The following is a 19,761-nucleotide window of genomic DNA, read 5'->3' as shown; positions in this document are numbered from 1 at the left end:
GCCGCACTGAACGAAAAAAAGTGAACCAAAATGTTTCCGTGCAGCTCCAAAACTTTCTATAGACGAACCAAGGCCGTTGTTCACCACGCCATTCGTTTTAATCGCTGCAGCCGGGAATTTGTTTCTGAAAAATCACAATACACTTAAAACCTACTTGACTAATAGGAATAATCATAATACAATAAAAACATCTTTTACAATAGTTGTCATCAAAGCCAGTTGGGGTGCTGTCGATGAAACGATGACAAAAGAGAATACTATATTAGTAAGTGAGGGTGATGAATGTGGCGTTACAAGTAACGAACAGTCCTTTTAGTGAAGAGCAGATCGAATTGCTTAATCGGCTGCTTCCGACTATTACGGAATCACAGCAAAGCTGGCTTAGCGGCTATCTGACAGCAGTTAATTCAACGGGAAAGTCTTCTGACACGGCTGTCGCTGTATTGGAACGTCCGGCAATCGAAGTACCGACTGCTGTGAAAGAAGTGACCATACTTTTTGGCTCTCAAACAGGTAACGGGCAGGGCATTGCGGAACAAGCTGCGGCTAAATTAAAAGAGCAGTCCTTTAATGTAACAATCCAGTCGATGAGTGATTTTAAGCCAAATACTCTAAAGAAAATTGAGCATTTGCTGTTAGTTGTCAGTACGCATGGTGAAGGAGATCCGCCTGATACCGCGTTGCCATTCTATGAATTTCTGCACGGCCGCAGAGCGCCAAAACTCGATCATCTACTGTATTCCGTATTAGCGCTAGGAGACAGCTCTTATGAATTTTTCTGTAAGACCGGTGCGGATTTCGATCAGAAACTGGCTGAACTTGGTGCCAAACCGCTGGCACCGCGTGTCGATTGTGATCTGGATTATGACGAGCCTGCTGCACAATGGTTGGCGGCAGTCGAAGTCGCACTTCAAATTTCTATAGGCGGACAGTCTGCGGCAGCGACTTTGGCAGGTGAGACTGTTTCAGCTTCACAATACTCCCGTACCAACCCGTTCCGAGCAGAAGTACTCGAGAATATTAACTTAAACGGCCGCGGCTCTAATAAAGAAACGCGACATATTGAACTTTCTCTTGAGGGTTCTGGTCTGACATATGAGCCGGGAGACAGTTTGGGGGTTTTTCCTGAAAATAATTCCGAGTTAGTCGATGAGATTATAAACCTTGGAAGCTGGAATGCGGAGGAAACAGTAGAAGTTAATTTGCAGGGGGAACGGCGGGCGCTTCGCATCGCATTGCTGAATCATTTTGAAATTACCGTATTGACAAAACCGCTGCTTGAAAAACTGTCAAATCACTCTGAATCTGAACAGCTGAAACAGTTGCTGAAACCAGATCAGTCAGACGACTTACGCGCTTATCTGGATGGTCGCGATCTGCTGGATGCCCTTCGTGATTTCGGACCGGTTTCTATTAGTGAACAGCAGCTGGTTGGTATCCTCCGCAAGCTGCCGGCAAGACTTTATTCGATAGCCAGTAGTCTGCAGGCGAATCCGGATGAAGTGCATCTAACGATTGGCACAGTGCGTTACGAAGCGCATGGCCGAAACAGGCAGGGGGTATGTTCAATCCAGTGTGCTGAAAATCTAGAGCCCGGTGATACGCTGCCAGTCTATATACACAAAAATGATAATTTCCGCCTGCCAGCCAATCCGGAAACTCCGATCATTATGATAGGTCCTGGAACAGGGATTGCACCATTCCGTTCATTTATTGAAGAACGCGGTGAAACAGGTGCTGAAGGAAAGTCCTGGCTATTTTTCGGAGAACAACATTATGTGACGGATTTTTATTATCAGACAGAATGGCAAAACTATGTCAAAGACGGCACATTGTCACGCCTTGATGTTGCGTTTTCCCGTGATACAGCGGAGAAAGTCTACGTACAGCACCGAATGAAAGAATCAGGCAAGGAATTATACCAGTGGATTGAAGACGGGGCATCGATTTATGTATGTGGAGACGAGCAGCACATGGCGAAAGACGTTCATAACACGCTAGTGGATATCCTTCGGCATGAAGGCGGCAAATCGCTTGAAGAATCCGAGCAATTCCTGACGCAGCTGATTCAGGAAAAACGTTATCAGCGAGACGTTTACTAAATATTTAGAAGGGGGAATGAGATATGACTTCAACAACAAAACCTGTCCATATAGTAGAAGGACCGCCAAGTGACGTGGAAGAAATTAAAATCGAGAGTGATTACCTTCGGGGGAATCTGATTGAAACGATGAAAGACTCTCTCAGCGCCGGAATTCCGGACGATGATAACCGCCTGATGAAATTCCACGGCAGCTATCTGCAGGATGACCGGGATCTACGGACGGAACGCCAGCGGCAGAAACTGGAACCTGCGTATCAATTCATGATCCGCGTGCGAACACCAGCTGGATTTGCAACACCGAAACAGTGGCTGGTGATGGATGAACTCGCACATAAATACGGTAATGGGACATTAAAGCTGACGACACGCCAAGCATTTCAAATGCATGGAATTCTAAAGTGGAATATGAAGAAAAATATCAAGGAAATGAATGATGCACTGCTTGACTCGATTGCGGCTTGCGGAGACGTCAATCGAAACGTCATGTGCAGCCCGAATCCGAATGAATCACCGGTCCATGCCGAAGTGTATGAATGGTCGAAACGATTGAGCGAAGACTTGCTTCCACAAACAAATGCCTACCATGAAATCTGGCTGGACGGAGAAAAAGTGGTCGACAGTACGGAAGAAACAGAACCTATTTACGGCGCGACATATTTGCCGCGAAAATTCAAAATTGGCATCGCGGTTCCGCCGATGAATGATGTGGATGTCTTCTCGCAAGATATCGGTCTGATTGCCATTGTTGAAGATGGTAAGCTGATAGGCTTCAACGTAGCAGTTGGCGGAGGGATGGGGATGGCCCACGGTGATGAGCAGACGTACCCGCAGCTCGGGCGTTTAATTGGCTATATACCTGCAGAGCAGACAGTAGAAGTCGCAAAACAGCTGATGATGATTCAGCACGATTATGGCAACCGCTCCGTACGGAAATATGCGCGGTTCAAATATACGATCGATTCACGCGGCCTCGATTGGCTGATTGGAGAACTGCACAGCCGTTTAGGACGGGAACTAGAGGAAGTGCGGCCGTATCACTTTGATCATAATGGTGATCGCTATGGCTGGGTGGAAGCGGTGAATAATCGCTGGAACTACACATTTTTCATTGAAAACGGCCGTGTGTGCGACACGGAGAGTTATAAACTAATGACAGCCCTGCGGGAAATTGCCGAAATCCATACAGGCGATTTCAGGTTGAGTCCCAATCAAAACTTGGTGCTCGGCGATGTAACAGCTGCGAATAAAAAGAAAATCGAAGCAATTATTGCGTCGTACCAATTAGAATCTCCTGCGGAACAGTCTGCTCTACGACGCAGCTCAATGGCTTGTGTATCATTGCCAACATGCGGTCTAGCGATGGCGGAAGCCGAGCGTTATCTGCCTTCATTGATTACAAAATTTGAAGGGCTGCTGGATGAAGCGGGACTTGGTGATCAAGAAATCATTACGCGCATGACAGGTTGCCCGAATGGCTGTGCCCGGTCAGCACTCGCGGAAATTGGATTCATCGGCAAAGGGCCGGGTAAGTACAATATGTATTTAGGCGGCGGATTTGCAGGGGAGAGATTGAGCAAGATCTATCGTGAGAATGTTGGTGAGAAAGAAATTTTAGAGGAGCTTGGGCCGATCCTGAACCGCTATGCGAAGGAAAGGGAGCCAGGCGAACATTTCGGTGACTTTGTCATACGGGTAGGAATTGTTGCCGCGACGACAGATGGAACAAATTTTCATACGGTGTAATAAAAATACGAATGAGCCTCATGCGAAGTTTGTGGGCATGAGGCTTTGCTGTGTGGTCTGAAGTTTTTTTAAAAAAGATGCCTCAAAACAAATTTTTGCCACACTCCGATTATGAGAAATGCCCAATAAAATGTGGGTTTATAACTGTAAGTTCATTGTAACTGTTCTGATATTGAAGCCCATGTTTTCGTATAAGCTGTATTCCCCGAAAAAGCACTAAGTCTTACTTCTGTGTATTCATCTTTTCTTAATTGGTCACCAGCTTCATTCATTAGCTTTTTGGAGATTCCATTAAACTAATTACACTAGTAAGGTAGTTATAGAATATTCAGTTTTACATGATTAACATATTCGAATCATCGAATTCCCAAAGAGAACCATACGCGACTTCCCAGTAATAACCATCTGGGTCAATGAAATAACCTCCGTATCCACCCCACGAAAGTTTTTGTGGTTCCTTAACAACTTCAGCCCCCACTTTTTTAACCAACTGAATAATGTCATCAACCTCTTTTGCTGATTTAGCATTATAAGCAAGCGTAAAACCTGGAAATCCATCTTTTGATAGGACAGGAGGATTTTCTTTGTTAATGTCCTTTGCCAATTCTTCCAGCGGAAATAACTCAAGTTTTGACCCTTCATTATTAAAAAACACAATGACAGGTTGTTCCTCATCACCTGTTACAGAAGCCTCAAAACCAATATCACGATAGAACTGTAGTGACTTTCGAATATCTTTTACACCAAGTGTAATTAGATTAATCCTATTCATTGTATAATTCACTCCCTTATTAATTGTAAACAAAAACTGGAATGTTATAAGTATAACACCGATAATTCGGAAGGTTTAGTGTCCTTTACACAATCTATCGTGTCCTGTTGTTTCTCTATTACACTTACTCTTTTTATGTATCGTCTTCTTTGTATAAGTAGAAATTTCTACTTTTGAAAAAGGTTCTTTTGTTAAGTAATCTTTAAAATCATCTGCTAAAAGCTGACGTTTTCCTCACACAAATAACCGGTAAGAGACTGTTGACTCTTACCGGCTGAGCTGCTTCTGTTCGGAAGGGAAGGCTCGCAGCAGTTCATTTAGGAACGCCTGCCGTTCTGCTTTATCATTCAGATAGATCGGTTCAATTACCTCTTTCAGCCATACTTTGCGGTCCGTACGCTCTGAAATATGTTCTTTTACATAGTGGCGGACATCCGCCAGAAAATCTACATACTCTTCATAACGTTCATCGTACTGTTCCGCGATCTCAGTGCGGATCTTCTTCGCCAGAGAGGGACTGGCACCGCTGGTCGATACGCTGATGACGAGTTTCCCTCGTCTTGTAACTGCAGGGACTTGAGCCGTTCCTAATGAAGGATTTGAAGCATGGACAACGAGTTTACCAGCTTTTTTCAATTGACGTGCAAGCTCGTCATTGACTGTTTCATTGGCTGTTACAAGCAGTGTCAGGAAGCTGTCTTTCACATCCTCCCATTCTGCTTCTTTCTGAATGAGCTTCACTGTGCCTTTTTCGGCAAGTGTCAATAGCGAAGGATGGAAATCAGGACTGACGACAGTGGGACAGATTCCGAATCGCTGTAGATTGATTACTTTATGATAGGCAACTTGCCCTCCGCCGACTAATGTGACGGTTGTTTCTTTCAAGTTTTCAAGCATAATAGGGAACATCCAGTCCACACTTCCTTTCTGCCGCTTCATTAGCGCGTTCAATTAAAATCGCGTGAATGGCGGGATCATAGCCCAATTCATTACATAGATGAACGGCGGTTGTTGTATCGAGATTTTTCAGTGTCCGTTCGATTGTTTTCAATAAAATCCCGGTGAATAACAGATAGGGCAGAATATAAAGTTCAGCTGGACGATTGTCTAAAATCCTTTCCAGCTCCTCTTCGAAACTTGGACCGCACGCCGCCAAATAGCCGACTCTGACTTGCTGCAATCCTGTTTTCTCCTGAAATATCCGCTTGATTGCAGTGAAATCCTGCTTGGTTGCTGGATCACTGCTGCCGCGACCGACCAGTAAAATTTCTGCATCACAGGGTATCGCTTCTTCTTGTTCCTGCAGGCGTTCAATCAATACGTCGACCATTCGTTCATCCACACCGATTGGATCACCGTAATAAAGAGGAATAGTAGGGTACTTCGTCATTACGTGCTGCAGTTCTGCGGGAATGTCCAAGTTAGCATGACCCGCCCGCAACAGCAGGAACGGTAAGGCAACAATCTCTGTCGCACCGCGTTCTATGCAGTTTGCCACACCCTTTGCGATCGATGGTTCCGCAAGCTCTAGGAAACATGCCTCCTGAATCGCTGCAGTGCCTGTCTTCATCGTTTTCTCAAAGAACGCCAAAGCAGCCTGCTGTCCAGACTTCACACGGCTGCCATGGCAAATATATAGGATCGCTCTCATATCATCGCCTCGTGCAATCGGCGCTCTTCAGAAGATTCTTTAAACCACTGCAATTCATCACGCAGTCGGACGACTTCTCCGATGATGATCATGCTCGGATTCTTGACATCTTCCAGTTGGGCCGTTTCTGTCATTGTCTGTAATGTCGCTGTTACAGTGTGCTGTGTTTCCGTCGTCCCCCAATGAATAAAAGCAACCGGCGTATTTGGATTTTTTCCGTGGCGGATTAATTGTTCTTCAATATAGGCGAGATTGCTGACCCCCATATAAATCGCAAGTGTATCGATCCCTTTAGCGAGTGCCTCCCACTTGTCTTCCTCTTCAGCACCTTCTTTGCGATGTCCTGTGACGATGGCGAATGAAGCGCTGTAATCACGATGCGTCACCGGGATTCCTGCATATGCAGGGGCGGCGATTCCGGATGTAATACCCGGAATCACTTCAAAAGGTACGTCATGCCTCACTGCGAATGCAGCTTCCTCGCCGCCTCGTCCGAAAATAAACGGGTCGCCGCCTTTTAAACGTACAACTTGTTTGCCCTGCTTCGCATGCTGAACCAATAAAAAGTTAATCGTATCTTGCTGAACGAAATGGTGCTTCGGCAATTTGCCGCAAAAAATCAGTTCAGCTCCTGGTTTTGCGTATTGTAAAATTTCTTGGTTAATTAAACGGTCATACAGAATCACGTCAGCCTGCTCGATTGTCTTCATTGCTTTTACGGTCAATAAGTCTGGATCACCAGGACCGGCACCGACTAGCCAAATTTTGCCCATTTCATTCACTCCTCAATCAATCCATTTATTTTCACGCAAATAGCTGATCAGCTGCTCCACACATTCTTCAATTGTGAAGCGATCTGTTTCCAATACCAATTCTGGCTTTTCAGGGGCTTCGTAAGGAGAAGAGATACCCGTAAATTCGGGAATCACACCGGCACGTGCTTTTTCATACAAACCTTTTGGATCACGTTCTTCACATGCCTCAAGAGGACAGCTGATATAGACCTCCACAAATTCATCTGCTTCAACTAAACGCCTGACACTGTCCCGATCTTCTTGGAAAGGGGAGATAAAAGCCGTGAAAACTAACTGGCCGCTGTCAATGAACAGCTTCGCCACTTCGCCGATTCGGCGGATATTTTCCTTCCGCGCTTCATCAGTAAAGCCAAGGTCGCTGTTCAGACCATGACGGACATTATCGCCATCGAGCACATACGTATTTGCTCCGAGATCATGCAGCCGGCGAGCAGCTGCATTTGCGATTGTCGATTTACCCGATCCCGACAGACCAGTGAAGTAGAGGACTGCACTGTGGTGACGGTTTCTTTTTCGCTGTTCTTCTTTCGTGACTAATTGTTCATGCCATACAATATTTTTCGACATCTTTTCTCTCCTCACTTCACCAGTTCATTTTGTTTCAATCCTTTGATCAGCACATCCACTACTTCTTTACGGCTGAATTCCGGCGGTGGCAATATTCCGTGTTTCAGCATTTCACGCACTTTCGTTCCAGATAAAATGACGTGCTGTTCACTGGAATGAGGGCATGTTTTTGGTGTAGCCATATTGCCGCAGGCTGTGCAGTAGAAGCTGTGCTCGAAAAACAACAACGTAATGCCGATTTCTTCCGTTGTGAAATTCGAGAAGATTTCCTGTGCATCATACGTTCCGTAGTAATCGCCGACACCCGCATGATCGCGACCGACAATGAAATGAGTACAGCCGTAGTTTTTTCGCACAAGCGCATGAAAAATTGCTTCACGTGGTCCCGCATAGCGCATTGCAGCAGGGAAGACAGCTAATTTCACGCGGTCCTCCGGGTAATAATCTCGCAACAGCACTTGATAGCTCTCCATCCGCACGTCTGCCGGAATGTCATCAGACTTCGTTTCACCGACTAACGGGTTCAGCAGTAAAGCATCGACGATTTCCAGCGCAGTTTTCTGGATATACTCATGTGCACGGTGGACAGGGTTACGTGTTTGAAATCCGACAATCTTCTTCCAGCCGTTTGCTGTAAACACTTCGCGTGTTTCCGTCGGATCAAAATAGAATTCCGCAAAGTTTTTCTGCTCGATTCTTTTAATTAATTTAATAGGGCCACCTAGATAGACATGCCCACGGTCGTGTAACTTTGCGACCCCGGGGTGTTGCAGGTCTGCTGTTTTATAAACTTTGACTGCTTCCTCTTGCTGATCAGGTTCGAAAATATCTTCTATAGTCAGTGTGCCGTAAATATCTCCCTCATATTCCAATAGCACGGTTTCTCCTACAGTATACAAAGAGCGGTCTTTTACAGGCAGTGTAATCGGCAGGCTCCAGACCGTTCCGTCTGCTAATCTGATATTGTCGACAACAGACTGATAGTCAGCTGAAGTCAGAAATCCTGTTAACGGGCTGTAGGCACCAGTCGCAATCAGTTCTAAGTCACTTACTGATGTAGCATCAATGGAAACTTTTTTGCTTAAGCCTTCAATCGACAGAGAAGGGTCGAATAAATTAACCAATGTACCGCCATGTGCTTGAATATTTGTCATGTAAAAACACCTATCCTTTTTAATGTTATTAGTCATATCAAATTACTTGGTTTTAACAATAAAAAAATTTAATCAGTGTGCAGTCCGCATTCTGTCTTATCGCTTCCTGTCCAGCGCCCCGATCGCAAGTCTTCCTCAGTGAAAGCTGGCTTTGTGCAAGTCTCGCATCCTATGCTCGGATATCCTTGGTCGTGCAGTACATTATAGTCAAGCTGGTGTTTATGAACGAATCGCCATACATCTTTCCACGTCCAATGAATGAGTGGACATACTTTAATTTTCTTGAAACGCTGGTCTACATTCAGATACTCCGTCGCTTTTCGCGTTTCGGACTGCTCTTTTCGCAAACCTGATATCCAGGCAACAGAAGGGGAGATCGCTTTCTCTAAAGGTTGAACCTTGCGAATATCACAACATTTATTCGGTTCCGTTTTCCATAGGTCCACACCGAATTTCTCAGCTTGTTCAGCAATTGTCAGAGCGGGCTGTTGCATGTGAATAGTAAGCTGAGGATAACGTATTTTCACTTTTTCAATCGTTTCATACGTTTCTTTGAAATGATAGTTGGTGTCCAAAAAGATAATCTTGGCATCCGGCTTCACCCGTGAAATCAGTTCCAGCAGTACAATTCCTTCAATACCAAAGCTGCAGGCGTATACTAGATCATCACCATAATGATCATAAGCCCAATTCAACACTTCCGAGGCACCCTTAGTGTCAGAGGATTCTGGGAAAATCGGGAGTTCAGGCGTTTCATTCCAAGTTTCAAACGTGATCATTACTTCCCCTCACTCGCTTATAAGATTTCCTATAGTTTAACAGATAATTAAAAATAGTCAATACAAATTAGAATAGTCGGATATGAGAGGTGACTGATAAAAAATAGTAATAGTTTTTACTTTTCATGTTAATTCTCTATTGGTATACTAAAAGATAGAAGTAATCCATTCTAACTAAAGGAAAGAGTGTGCACCGAATGGGCCGTAAATGGAATAATATTAAAGAAAAGAAAGCGTCTAAAGATGCGAATACAAGTAGAATCTATGCGAAGTTTGGCCGTGAAATTTATGTGGCTGCAAAGTCAGGAGACCCTAGTCCTGAATCCAATCAAGCGCTGAAGTTCGTGCTGGAACGTGCTAAAACATACAGCGTGCCGAAAGCCATCATTGACCGGGCAATTGAAAAAGCAAAAGGCGGCGGCGAGGAAAACTTCGACGAACTTCGTTATGAAGGTTTCGGAGTCAACGGTGCAATGGTTATCGTAGATGCGTTAACTAATAACGTTAATCGCACTGCGTCTGAAGTACGCGCAGCGTTTGGTAAAAATGGAGGGAACATGGGAGTCAGCGGATCAGTTGCCTACATGTTCGATCCGTCAGCTGTCATCGGTATTGAAGGGAAGACAGGCGACGAAGTGCTGGAGCTAATGCTTGAAGCTGACGTAGATGTCCGTGATATCGAAGAACATGATGAGCAAGTCGTGATCTATGCAGAGCCATCTCAATTCCATGAAGTACAGGAAGTATTACGTGAGGCTGGCGTAACCAACTTTACCGTTGCTGAATTAACAATGCTTGCGCAGAATGAAATTTCATTGGATGAAGAATCACAGGAGCAGTTTGAGAAGATGATCGACGCACTGGAAGATCTTGAAGATGTGCAGCAAGTTCACCATAATGTAGATTTAGCATAAAAAAGCAGCTGTCCTGAAATTTTTCAGGCAGCTGCTTTTTTCTGTATACAAAGTCGATAATAAATCGTTTTGCAATCAAATTATTTATGCATATAAGCTTTGATTTCGTCTTCTGACATGGATGAATCACATCTCACGTTAACTGTATCACCATTCGTAAAGATGAAACCAGGTACCGTTGGAATGTTGTATTCTTTACGGAAGGCTGTAATACCTTCCATATCAGAGCTTTCCACACTATTTACATAGTAGATAGGAGTAGCAGTTTCCTCAGCAACTTTTTTTAGTTTGCCAACAAAGGTTTGGCAAAAAGGACAGACTGACTTGCCGATATAGATAACGGCTTCGCCTTCTCCTTTAACCAATTCCTGAGCTTTTGTAGAATCAATTTTATCAAAACCAGCTACATTCTTTTCATAAGTAGTAAACATCTCTCAATCTCCTTCCTCTAATTATCATTAGTATACAGTAATGTGTAAATGACCAGAAAAATTATGCTTATTTATTTGGGCTCATCATTGCATTTTATTCTTCCTATAAAAACAAGCGTAGTTGAGAATATCTCAACTACGCTTGTTTTTACAATTACTTTCGTTATCTTAAGATTCCGTTTGCTTCTGGAATATTATCTATATCAATTGCATTCATTTTACAGAAGTATTCCAGGAATTGTTCTGCTTCTTTAATTTGCTCTTCATCCTTTTTTAATGCAATGAGATCTTTTAGGATTTGAGCGGTCCAAATATTGTCGAAGTAGCGAAACTTACCAGAGTTCCAGGAAGCGCGATCAGGATAGTTCTTATTCACATAATAATTCCAGAAAGGCATTTTTTCTGCTTCTTGCTCGGATAGCTGAATTCTGTATTTCGTATGGGAAGGGACCATACCGTCCGCGTCTAGATTGCCGGTGAACGTCTCCTCTACCATGTAGAGTCCAAGAATCAGTCTTTCGGTTTCTTGCTGATCGGATGCTCTTGCCGTTAAAATTCCTGCGCTATTAGCACTCAAACGAGCTACTTTGTTTGGCTGGCCTTTATTTTTCCCGCTTTGAATGCTGCCAGTAGAGATTTTCCAGTCGGTAAATACATCTTCTTGTTCTGTTTCATCAAGCCAGAAAACAATTTGTGAGCTTTCATGGATTTTATGATTTTTTAATATTTCTCTCCGTTGTTGTTCACGCATTTGGTTCTCTTTTTCTTCTATCCGTTTCTTTTCAAGTACTTTTTCTTCAGCCTTTCTTTTCGAGAAAACTTGCTCCAAAGATTTGGCGATATCTCGATCATTTAACGTAATGAAGTTCTCAAAAGCATCAGGATAAACGAATTTTTTAAGGTTCTTGTTAAAATCTACGGTGATGAACGATTCCTCATGTTCCACAATATTTCCTTCGCCAAACACGTTATGAGTTATTTCTTCATTAACTAAATTCACTAAAAAAACTCCTCCTAATAATATTTTGATATTTATTTTGACAGCTTATCTTTTCTGAACTGCCTGTCTTTAAAAAGTTGTTTTCTTACATGAAATAAACAAGTTTTTAAATTAAAAAAACGCTCTTAGTTCCTTTCTGGAACAAGTGCGCAGGACTATTGAGTGCTGTCTTTATTACTGTAATGTATATAGTATACCATATAATCTGAAATTCCTCAAATTTACCATTGACATTAGTCATTTGCTTATCGTACAATGTAGTATTTTGACTCTCTCGTGCGTAAGTTCTTCCAAATAAAAACAGCTACCAGCATGAAATATGTAGGCAGCTATTTTCACTACTATTTTACTACTAATTTCCAAGAATCCAAAGGTTCATAAACAGTGTTCACATGATCTGGCGAGAAAACCAATGACCAAGGAGTAGCTGCGAATGGTGGGATTTCAAGGGACAGTGTAAAATGTTCCTCTGCCACTGTCTCTCCTGAATCATTTTCTATATGTGCAAAAATCTCATTTAAGGATAGAAGGACAGAACTGTTATTTTGCAAAAAGACCGTAGCTACGAGACCGCCGTTTCGCTTTTTCTTCATAAGAATGGGACTAGCGGTAAATCCTCCATTGACCATATCTTTCATACCATATTTTTGAATAAATGCTTGCTTTTGTTTATCAGACAAGGTATCTTCCCATGTTTTTTCAAATATAACCTGCATATCACAGACCTCCTTTACTCATAGTTATTCCCTGCTTGTTAATAATTTAGTCCTAGAAATAACTTCTAATTCAGTTGACGAATATATGGGTAGGCAAGTTTCGTAAATTATATTTCATTCGTGTTACATTCTTCTTTCGATTGGCTGAATGGTCATGTGGAATGATGTATACTGGAATGTGCACTTAAAATATGAATTGGGGAGAGATTGACATGATACGGGTTTTATTTGTTTGTCTAGGAAATATCTGCCGATCACCGATGGCAGAAGGGGTCTTTCGAAAAATGATAGCTGATGAGCAATTTGCTGATAAAATCGAAGTGGACTCAGCCGGTACAAGCGATTGGCATGTAGGCAAGCCGCCACATCAGGGAACTTTATCCAAACTTGCGGAATATAAGGTATCTTCTGAAGGAATGGCAGGCCGTCAATTAACAAAAGAGGATGCTGAAGGGTTCGATTATATCATCGGTATGGATGCGGAAAATATTGCGAACATTCGTGAACGGTTCGGAGATACTGACCATCAGCGCATCATTCGATTTTTGGATTTAACGGGTCACCAAAAAGACGTGCCAGATCCATACTTTACAGGTGATTTCCAAGAGACTTATGATCTGGTTTTGGAAGGCTGCCAGTCATTGTTGGAACTTATAAAGAAGGAAAAGTTTGCGAAATGAACATTCCTATTTTATTCGAAGACAATCATTTATTAGTTATTGAAAAGCCAGTTAATATACCTGTTCAGGAAGACCGCAGCGGTGATCAAGATTTATTGACAGCACTTAAAGAAGATTTGAAAAAAAGATATCAGAAACCTGGAAATGTCTATTTAGGTTTAGTACACCGATTGGATCGTCCTGTGGGCGGTGTGATGGTGTTCGCTAAAACCTCAAAAGCAGCTTCCCGGCTATCAGATCAATTACGAAGACAGTCTATTGATCGCGAGTACCTAGCAATTGTGCGAGGGGTGCCGAAAAAGAAACAGGCAACGCTCCATCACTTTCTTTACAAGGACCGGCAAAGGAATCAAGTGTTCAGCGTCAAGCAAAATCACCCTGAAGCGAAGTCGGCCAAATTAGACTATCGTGTAATCGAAACCTATTCTGAGAGCAGTCTGGTAAATGTTCGCCTGCATACAGGGCGATCTCATCAGATTCGCGTTCAGCTTGCATCTGAAGGGTTTCCTTTGTATGGAGATCAAAAGTATGGGAGTAAGGTCAATCAACGCGGTGAGCAGATTGCGTTGTGGGCGCACAAGCTAGAATTTGAACATCCTGTCACTAAAGAAATTATGCAGTTTGTATCAAAGCCGCCTAAAGTCTATCCATGGGAGCTTTGGAATGATCGAAATCAAGTTTACAAAACTTATGGCTAGTGAGAGATGACAGTTTCTTGACTTACGATTTCGAGACATCTACACTTAAATGGAAAAACGTCTGCTGGAGGAATTTATGAGCAAGCATCCTTTTATTCCGATCATTGTCGGAACAAATATTAACGCATATAATATGGCAATATCTTTTCATGAAGAATATCAGATTAAATCCGTTATTGTAGGGAGAGAACCGTTACCCTTTACTAGCTACAGTACGATTACGGATATCCAGGAACTGAATCCGGGTCTGCATGATCCGAAAGTGTTTGTGGAATTTTTACGTCAAGTGGCAAAGAAATACAGAACGGACGGTCAAAAGCTGATTTTAGTGGGAACTGACGATCTATACGTGCGGCTGATCATTGAACAACGCGAGCTGTTAAAGGAAGATTTCCTATTCAATTACATTGATGAAAAAATCATGAACCAAGTGTATATTAAGAAGAACTTCTATGAACTGTGCGCAGCCCATGGAATCGATACACCGTCCACTTATTTTCACTCGTGTTTATCGGATGAACCGTTTACGGAGCATGTGCTGTTTCCTGTAATCATTAAGCCAAGTGATGGAGTACAGTATTATCGTCATCCATTTGAAGGTCTTCAAAAGATTTATAAAGTAGATACATATGAAGAGATCAATCGCATTATTCAGATGGTAAAAGCTAGCGGTTATACAGAAGATCTGATCATCCAGGATTTCATTCCGGGAGATGATACGTTCATGTGGGACGCGGTTTATTATGCAGATCAGCACGGCAAACCGCAGCTCATCACATTTGCGCAGGTCGTTCTGCAGGAACGCGCCATGACGGCAATCGGGAACTATACGGCGCTCATCACACGATTCAATGAAGAGGTCATGACAAAGCTCACCAAATTCCTGGAAGCAGTCGGCTATGTAGGCTACGGTAATTTTGATTTGAAATATGATGAGCGTGACGGCAAGTTCAAAGTATTTGAAGTAAATATCCGACAAGGACGCTCAAGCTACTATATTACCCAGTGCGGAGAGAATATGGCGAAGTACTTAGTGGATGATTTAGTTTACGGAAAAGAGAAGCCTTTGAAATATCTAGATGAGCATTTCTTATTCACGGTCGTGCCGAAAGCCGTCCTGAAAAAGTTCGTCGACAATCCGCCGATTGAAAAGGAAATCCGTTCGTTGCTAAAAGCAGGAAAGTACGGCAATCCGCTGTTCTACAAAAAAGATCAGCATATGAAACGCAAATTGTATTTGCTGATGAGACAGATAAATTACTACAAGAAGTATAATAATTCTTCTGATTAAGTAAATAAACTCAGGATGCAGGGATATATGCTAATCAAACCAATGAACCGTAGTGGAAGGCGTCCGCCTCTAACGCAGGGGAATGGCATCTTACACACTTACAAACTTAAAACCCATCTCCGTCAAAACGGAGATGGGTTTTTTTAGCTGAACCGGTCCACCAGGTCATGCATCTTTTCAGCTTCTGTATGAAGTTCAAGTGAAGCATGCATGATCGTGTTGATTGCTGCTTTTTGTTCATCAATAGAAGCATTCACTTCTTCAGTCGCCGCTGCTGATTGGGTTGCGACAGAGGCAATTTGATTGATGGCCTGAACAACTGACTGGCGGTTGTCATCCATGCTGTTCATATCGTTTTCCATCGTACGCAGCAGGCTTGTAATGTTATTGATTGAACCAGATAACTGCTCGAAAGCACTCTTCGTTTCTAATATTGTGCCTGCCTGGTTGCTCGACAGATCCAATGTATGTTTCATTTGATTCTCTGCAGATGTTGTATCTTTGCGGATATGAACCAATAAATCGCGGACTCTTGTCGTCGCTTCATTCGTATCTTCTGATAATTGACGGACTTCATTGGCTACAACGGCGAATCCTTTTCCGTGTTCACCTGCACGTGCTGCTTCGATGCTAGCGTTCAGTGCCAGCAAGTTAGTCTGTTCAGAGATCGAAGAAATTGTCTGTACAATCGTTTGAATCTCATTCATGCGAGACATCAGTTGCGTGAAATTCCCTTGCAAATCATGGATGACGACTGTGAAGTTCTGCGAATTCTCTTCCAAGTTTTCTGCTTTTTCCATTCCGGAGCTTTGCAGACTATTGATACTGCGTATTTCGCTGACGACATGTTCATATTGCTCTGTCGTATTTGAAATTAAAGAAGATAGGTGATCAACCATATTAATCGCTACTTCTGCTTCCTCAGCCTGCGTTACTGCCCCTGTTGAAACTTCTGCAATGGCGCTGTGGATTTCATCAGCTGAAGCGGTTGCTTCTTCTGTAATAGCGCTAAGAGTCTCGGAGGATGTCCGCATGCGATCTGATGATTCTCGCGTATGACCTACCATTTCATTCAGACTGTTTTTCATTTCATTGACATTTTCAGCAAGGTGGCCGAGTTCGTCGCGTGAACGAATAGGAATATCAGATCCTGTCAGCTTACCCTCTGCAATTTCAGCTGTAATTAAGCGGATATTCTTAATATACGATGTCAGTCTGCCGGAGAAAATTGAAAACAGGGCAACACCGACAACTACTGAAACAACAACAGAAATTAAGGTATACCAAAGAACGTTTTTCGCGCCTGCGTTAAAGTCTACCAAGTATGTTCCGGCCGCAATGATCCATCCCCAATGAGGATCTTGCAGACTGTACGTAATTTTGGGCGCTTCTACATTTAAGTTTGTAGGCAGTGGCCAATCGTACTGGACATAGCCTCCACCATTTTTTGCTTCTGAGATTACCTCGCGAATAAAATAACGTCCATCTTTTGTCTTCGTTTCATATAAACTTTCGCCTTCTTTTTGAGGGTGGACGAGCAATATCCCTTCTTCATCTACCACATAAAAGTAGAAGTTTTCACCATATTTTGATGGATTGTCTATTGAACGTGTCCCATCATCTTGCAATGACCCCATGATTTTATCTTTGGCTCGATCCTGTGCCTCCTGCAAAGTGAGTGTACCGGCTTCCACCTGTGCATTCAATTCGTCAATTAAGTCCAGGACAGCATAAGTGCCATTCTGCAGGCCCATTTCTCCAACCTGTTCTAATTCTGACTTGGCAACGAAGTAGTTAACAATTCCCACGACTAATAATGGAATTAAAATCACTAAAGCTGCAAGCGCTATCAATTTGTTGCGTACTGAACCTTTCACTATGTATTCCCCCCTCTGTTAACTAAAAAGTGTGAAACCTTTATCCCTTTCTCTAGTATAGGCTATTCTGATTAATAACGGAATAGCTTCTAACACTTTACATGTATACTTTGTCAAGTAATTGAGACATCGGGAGGACACAAATAGGACAGCGGCTCTTCGTTTCTTGACTTGAAAAATGCAGTAGGATACACTTAATAGAGCTGTGGCTGTAACTTTTAGCGCTTTAATGAATCGTCTATAAAGCTTGATTTTACGGAGCTGCAGTAACGTAAGGAGTGTTCCGGAAGTGCCGATTTTAGATAAAACTAATGCAGAAGATGTTAAACGATATGAAACATTTGTAAGAAATGCACCTACTCGTTCCATTACACAAGATCCTAACTGGGCGAATGTAAAAGATGATTGGGGAAATGAACAAGTATATGTAGAACGCGATGGTGAAATCGTAGCTGCTATGTCACTGCTCATCAAATCCGTACCTGGCGGCTATTCATTGCTATATGCTCCAAGAGGACCGATTTGTGATCTACATGACAAGGCACTGGTGGAAGAACTGCTGAAAGAAGCAGATGTGCTGGCGAAGAAATATAAAGCATTTGCTTTGAAAATGGATCCTGAACAGCTCTTTACTGAAGAGCTCGATAAACTTTACCGTAATGCAGGTTACATAGTGCGTAATGAAGGTGCCGGGAAAGAGGACTTGATTCAGCCGCGTTACAATATGATTGTCAAATTAACAGGTGAAGATCCTGATTCCTTAATGTTGAAATTCCGTGGCCGTACGAGAAGTAAAATTAGAAGTTCAGAGCGTAAAGGCGTAGAAGTTTCCTATTCCCGAAGTGATGAGTATTTAAAGAGATTCTATGAAATTTATGAAGAAATGTCCGTGCGTAACCAAATTGCGATCCGTTCGTATGATTACTTCGTAAAAATGCGTGAAGCATTCGATGATTTGCGTATTTATATTGCGAAGCATGAAGACGACTACTTAGCAGGCGCGATTACAATCAATTATAACGGCAAGCTTTATTATTTATATGCCGGCAGTTCGAATACAAAGCGCAATCTAAACCCAAGCTATCTTATGAATTATGAAATGATGCTGTGGGGACTGGAGATCGGGGCAGAGCAATATGACCTCGGCGGAGTATTCGTTCTGGATAGTGAACAGGACGGATTATATAATTTCAAAAACAGTTTTTGTCAAAAAGACGGTGTGACGGAATTTATTGGTGAAATTGATAAAGTTTATAAGCCTTTCATTTATAATATGTTTGTAAAAGTCGTGCCCAAAATTCAAAAGATGAAAAAGAAACTCCAAAAAAAATAAACGGTTGAATTCCTCAACTGAAGAAAAGAGTGAACCGAATGACTTTTTTAGATGAGCTGAATGAATCTTTGCGCACGAAATGGAAGTTTAAACAGCCGATGCCGATCCAATCATTGATGATTCCGGAAATGCTTGCTGGCAAAGATATCGTAGCAGAATCTCCAACGGGGACAGGTAAAACATTAGCCTATGCATTACCTTTGATTCAGATGGTCAATGGAGATCTACCGAAGACACAGGCTTTAATCATCACACCTTCTCAGGAGCTGTCGATGCAAATCGTCAATGTCATTCGTGATTTAGTAGAAGGTACGTCTGTAACGGTCACGCAGCTAATTGGGGGCGCCAATATGCAGCGTCAGATCGAAAAGCTTAAGAAAAAGCCGACGATTGTTGTGGGGACGCCTGGAAGACTGAACGAACTCGTTAAAGAGAGAAAGCTGAAAATGTATGACGTCAAATACGTTGTAATCGATGAAGGGGATCAACTATTGTCACGCGAGTACAGAGTGTTGGTCAAAGATTTGATTGAAGCGGCCAATCCTGAACGTCAGCTGGCAGTTGTTTCTGCTACCATAACGGAAGAAATTGAGCTTGTGGCTAAGAATATGATGCAGCAGCCAATTCGTCTGCAAGTCAACGCTGATGAAATCCCAGACATCGGACATGTTATTCATTCGTATGTAAAAGTGGATGACCGCAAGAAAACCGATACACTGCGAGGGGTATCATCCTTATCAGGCGTACGTGCACTTGCGTTCATGAACAATGTAGATCAGCTGCGAATGAAAGAGCTGAAATTGCTGTATAATGATGCGCCGGTTGCAGTTCTCTATTCTGATATGAAAAAATTTGACCGTCAGAAAACGCTGGAAGATTTCCGGAAGGGTAATATACGTGTACTGATCGCGACGGATTTAGCGGCACGCGGACTGGATATTGAAGGACTTACACATGTAATCCATGTAGATGTTCCGCATACAGTGGAGCAGTATCTGCATCGTTCGGGACGTACAGGACGTGCGGGAGCAGATGGGGAAGTACTTACTTTATTGTCTTACAATGAAGAGCGGGATTACCGCAAAGTCACAAAAGGTATCAAGACTGTACAGAAAGTATGGTACAGCGGTGAGCTGATTGAAGGTAACGCCAAAACGGTTGACGATATGCGTAAATCTGCCCCGAAGCCTTCAAAGCCAAAAAAGAAAAAGAAATAACCTAGAGGAGCAGCGCAAG

At 42.8% G+C, this 19,761-nt stretch carries 19 protein-coding genes; 8 read left to right on the top strand and 11 right to left on the bottom strand.

The features are described from left to right. Positions 1-284 precede the first annotated feature (284 nt). Positions 285-2,102: an assimilatory sulfite reductase (NADPH) flavoprotein subunit gene (locus Q1J64_RS14045; protein ID WP_301109720.1), complete on the top strand. Its 1,818-nt coding sequence runs from the start codon at positions 285-287 to the stop codon at positions 2,100-2,102. Between the two features lie 23 nt (positions 2,103-2,125). After that, positions 2,126-3,847, top strand: coding sequence for an assimilatory sulfite reductase (NADPH) hemoprotein subunit (cysI, locus tag Q1J64_RS14040; RefSeq protein WP_301109719.1), 1,722 nt, complete (start codon positions 2,126-2,128; stop codon positions 3,845-3,847). Positions 3,848-4,181: 334 nt separating this feature from the next. On the opposite strand, the gene Q1J64_RS14035 is transcribed toward cysI, so the two are convergent. The 7 genes from Q1J64_RS14035 to Q1J64_RS14005 all read right to left on the bottom strand — a co-directional run bounded on the left by Q1J64_RS14035 (position 4,182) and on the right by Q1J64_RS14005 (position 9,585). Continuing rightward, on the bottom strand, positions 4,182-4,619 hold the full coding sequence (locus Q1J64_RS14035) for a VOC family protein (RefSeq protein ID WP_301109718.1): 438 nt from the start codon (positions 4,617-4,619) through the stop codon (positions 4,182-4,184). Between the two features lie 267 nt (positions 4,620-4,886). Next, complete coding sequence (locus tag Q1J64_RS14030) at positions 4,887-5,528, bottom strand: precorrin-2 dehydrogenase/sirohydrochlorin ferrochelatase family protein (RefSeq protein ID WP_301109717.1); 642 nt, start codon at positions 5,526-5,528, stop codon at positions 4,887-4,889. Beyond that, entirely contained in the window at positions 5,509-6,270 is a 762-nt protein-coding gene (locus Q1J64_RS14025) for a sirohydrochlorin chelatase (RefSeq protein WP_301109716.1), read from the bottom strand. The genes Q1J64_RS14030 and Q1J64_RS14025 overlap by 20 nt, the downstream gene beginning before the upstream one ends. Beyond that, entirely contained in the window at positions 6,267-7,043 is a 777-nt protein-coding gene (gene cobA / locus Q1J64_RS14020; RefSeq protein ID WP_301109715.1) for a uroporphyrinogen-III C-methyltransferase, read from the bottom strand. Before cobA ends, Q1J64_RS14025 begins: the two co-directional genes overlap by 4 nt. Before the next feature lie 12 nt (positions 7,044-7,055). Beyond that, a complete protein-coding gene (cysC, locus tag Q1J64_RS14015) occupies positions 7,056-7,652 on the bottom strand; it encodes an adenylyl-sulfate kinase (RefSeq protein WP_301109714.1) in 597 nt (198 codons plus the stop codon). Positions 7,653-7,663: 11 nt separating this feature from the next. Further along, positions 7,664-8,806, bottom strand: a complete 1,143-nt coding sequence (gene sat, locus Q1J64_RS14010; protein WP_301109713.1) for a sulfate adenylyltransferase — start codon at positions 8,804-8,806, stop codon at positions 7,664-7,666. A 68-nt stretch (positions 8,807-8,874) separates the two neighbouring features. Then, positions 8,875-9,585 carry a phosphoadenylyl-sulfate reductase gene (locus Q1J64_RS14005; RefSeq protein ID WP_301109712.1) on the bottom strand — a complete coding sequence of 237 codons (711 nt, stop codon included), beginning with the start codon at positions 9,583-9,585 and terminating at the stop codon, positions 8,875-8,877. Between the two features lie 197 nt (positions 9,586-9,782). Here Q1J64_RS14005 and Q1J64_RS14000 point away from each other — a divergent pair, with 197 nt between their 5' ends. Then, the gene (locus tag Q1J64_RS14000) at positions 9,783-10,499 is read left to right on the top strand and encodes a YebC/PmpR family DNA-binding transcriptional regulator (protein WP_301109711.1); all 717 of its coding nucleotides are present in this window, start codon (positions 9,783-9,785) and stop codon (positions 10,497-10,499) included. Positions 10,500-10,579: 80 nt separating this feature from the next. Here the strand turns inward: Q1J64_RS14000 and Q1J64_RS13995 are convergent, their stop codons facing one another. The 3 genes from Q1J64_RS13995 to Q1J64_RS13985 form a co-directional block, all read right to left on the bottom strand. Then, complete coding sequence (locus tag Q1J64_RS13995; protein WP_301109710.1) at positions 10,580-10,930, bottom strand: DUF6568 family protein; 351 nt, start codon at positions 10,928-10,930, stop codon at positions 10,580-10,582. A gap of 163 nt (positions 10,931-11,093) precedes the next feature. Then, positions 11,094-11,930 (bottom strand): malate synthase, encoded by an 837-nt coding sequence (locus Q1J64_RS13990; protein WP_301109709.1) that lies wholly within the window; start codon positions 11,928-11,930, stop codon positions 11,094-11,096. 341 nt (positions 11,931-12,271) lie between these two features. After that, positions 12,272-12,646: an SLAP domain-containing protein gene (locus Q1J64_RS13985; protein ID WP_301109708.1), complete on the bottom strand. Its 375-nt coding sequence runs from the start codon at positions 12,644-12,646 to the stop codon at positions 12,272-12,274. Between the two features lie 212 nt (positions 12,647-12,858). Between Q1J64_RS13985 and Q1J64_RS13980 the strand changes: the two genes are divergently transcribed. The 3 genes from Q1J64_RS13980 (at position 12,859) to Q1J64_RS13970 (ending at position 15,315) form a co-directional block, all read left to right on the top strand. After that, the gene (locus Q1J64_RS13980) at positions 12,859-13,326 is read left to right on the top strand and encodes a low molecular weight protein-tyrosine-phosphatase (protein WP_301109707.1); all 468 of its coding nucleotides are present in this window, start codon (positions 12,859-12,861) and stop codon (positions 13,324-13,326) included. Continuing rightward, positions 13,323-14,024: an RluA family pseudouridine synthase gene (locus tag Q1J64_RS13975; protein WP_301109706.1), complete on the top strand. Its 702-nt coding sequence runs from the start codon at positions 13,323-13,325 to the stop codon at positions 14,022-14,024. Before Q1J64_RS13980 ends, Q1J64_RS13975 begins: the two co-directional genes overlap by 4 nt. A gap of 76 nt (positions 14,025-14,100) precedes the next feature. Continuing rightward, positions 14,101-15,315 (top strand): carboxylate--amine ligase, encoded by a 1,215-nt coding sequence (locus tag Q1J64_RS13970; protein ID WP_301109705.1) that lies wholly within the window; start codon positions 14,101-14,103, stop codon positions 15,313-15,315. A 143-nt stretch (positions 15,316-15,458) separates the two neighbouring features. Here the strand turns inward: Q1J64_RS13970 and Q1J64_RS13965 are convergent, their stop codons facing one another. Then, positions 15,459-17,192 (bottom strand): methyl-accepting chemotaxis protein, encoded by a 1,734-nt coding sequence (locus Q1J64_RS13965; RefSeq protein ID WP_301109704.1) that lies wholly within the window; start codon positions 17,190-17,192, stop codon positions 15,459-15,461. Positions 17,193-17,481: 289 nt separating this feature from the next. Here Q1J64_RS13965 and Q1J64_RS13960 point away from each other — a divergent pair, with 289 nt between their 5' ends. Both Q1J64_RS13960 and Q1J64_RS13955 read left to right on the top strand, forming a co-directional pair. Next, positions 17,482-18,525: a lipid II:glycine glycyltransferase FemX gene (locus tag Q1J64_RS13960; RefSeq protein ID WP_301109703.1), complete on the top strand. Its 1,044-nt coding sequence runs from the start codon at positions 17,482-17,484 to the stop codon at positions 18,523-18,525. 38 nt (positions 18,526-18,563) lie between these two features. Further along, positions 18,564-19,742, top strand: a complete 1,179-nt coding sequence (locus Q1J64_RS13955) for a DEAD/DEAH box helicase (protein ID WP_301109702.1) — start codon at positions 18,564-18,566, stop codon at positions 19,740-19,742. Positions 19,743-19,761: the final 19 nt, after the last annotated feature.

The sequence above is a fragment of the Sporosarcina sp. genome (assembly GCF_029257255.1).
Lineage (GTDB): Bacteria > Bacillota > Bacilli > Bacillales_A > Planococcaceae > Sporosarcina.
This window is presented reverse-complemented; position numbering and strand designations above follow the sequence as displayed.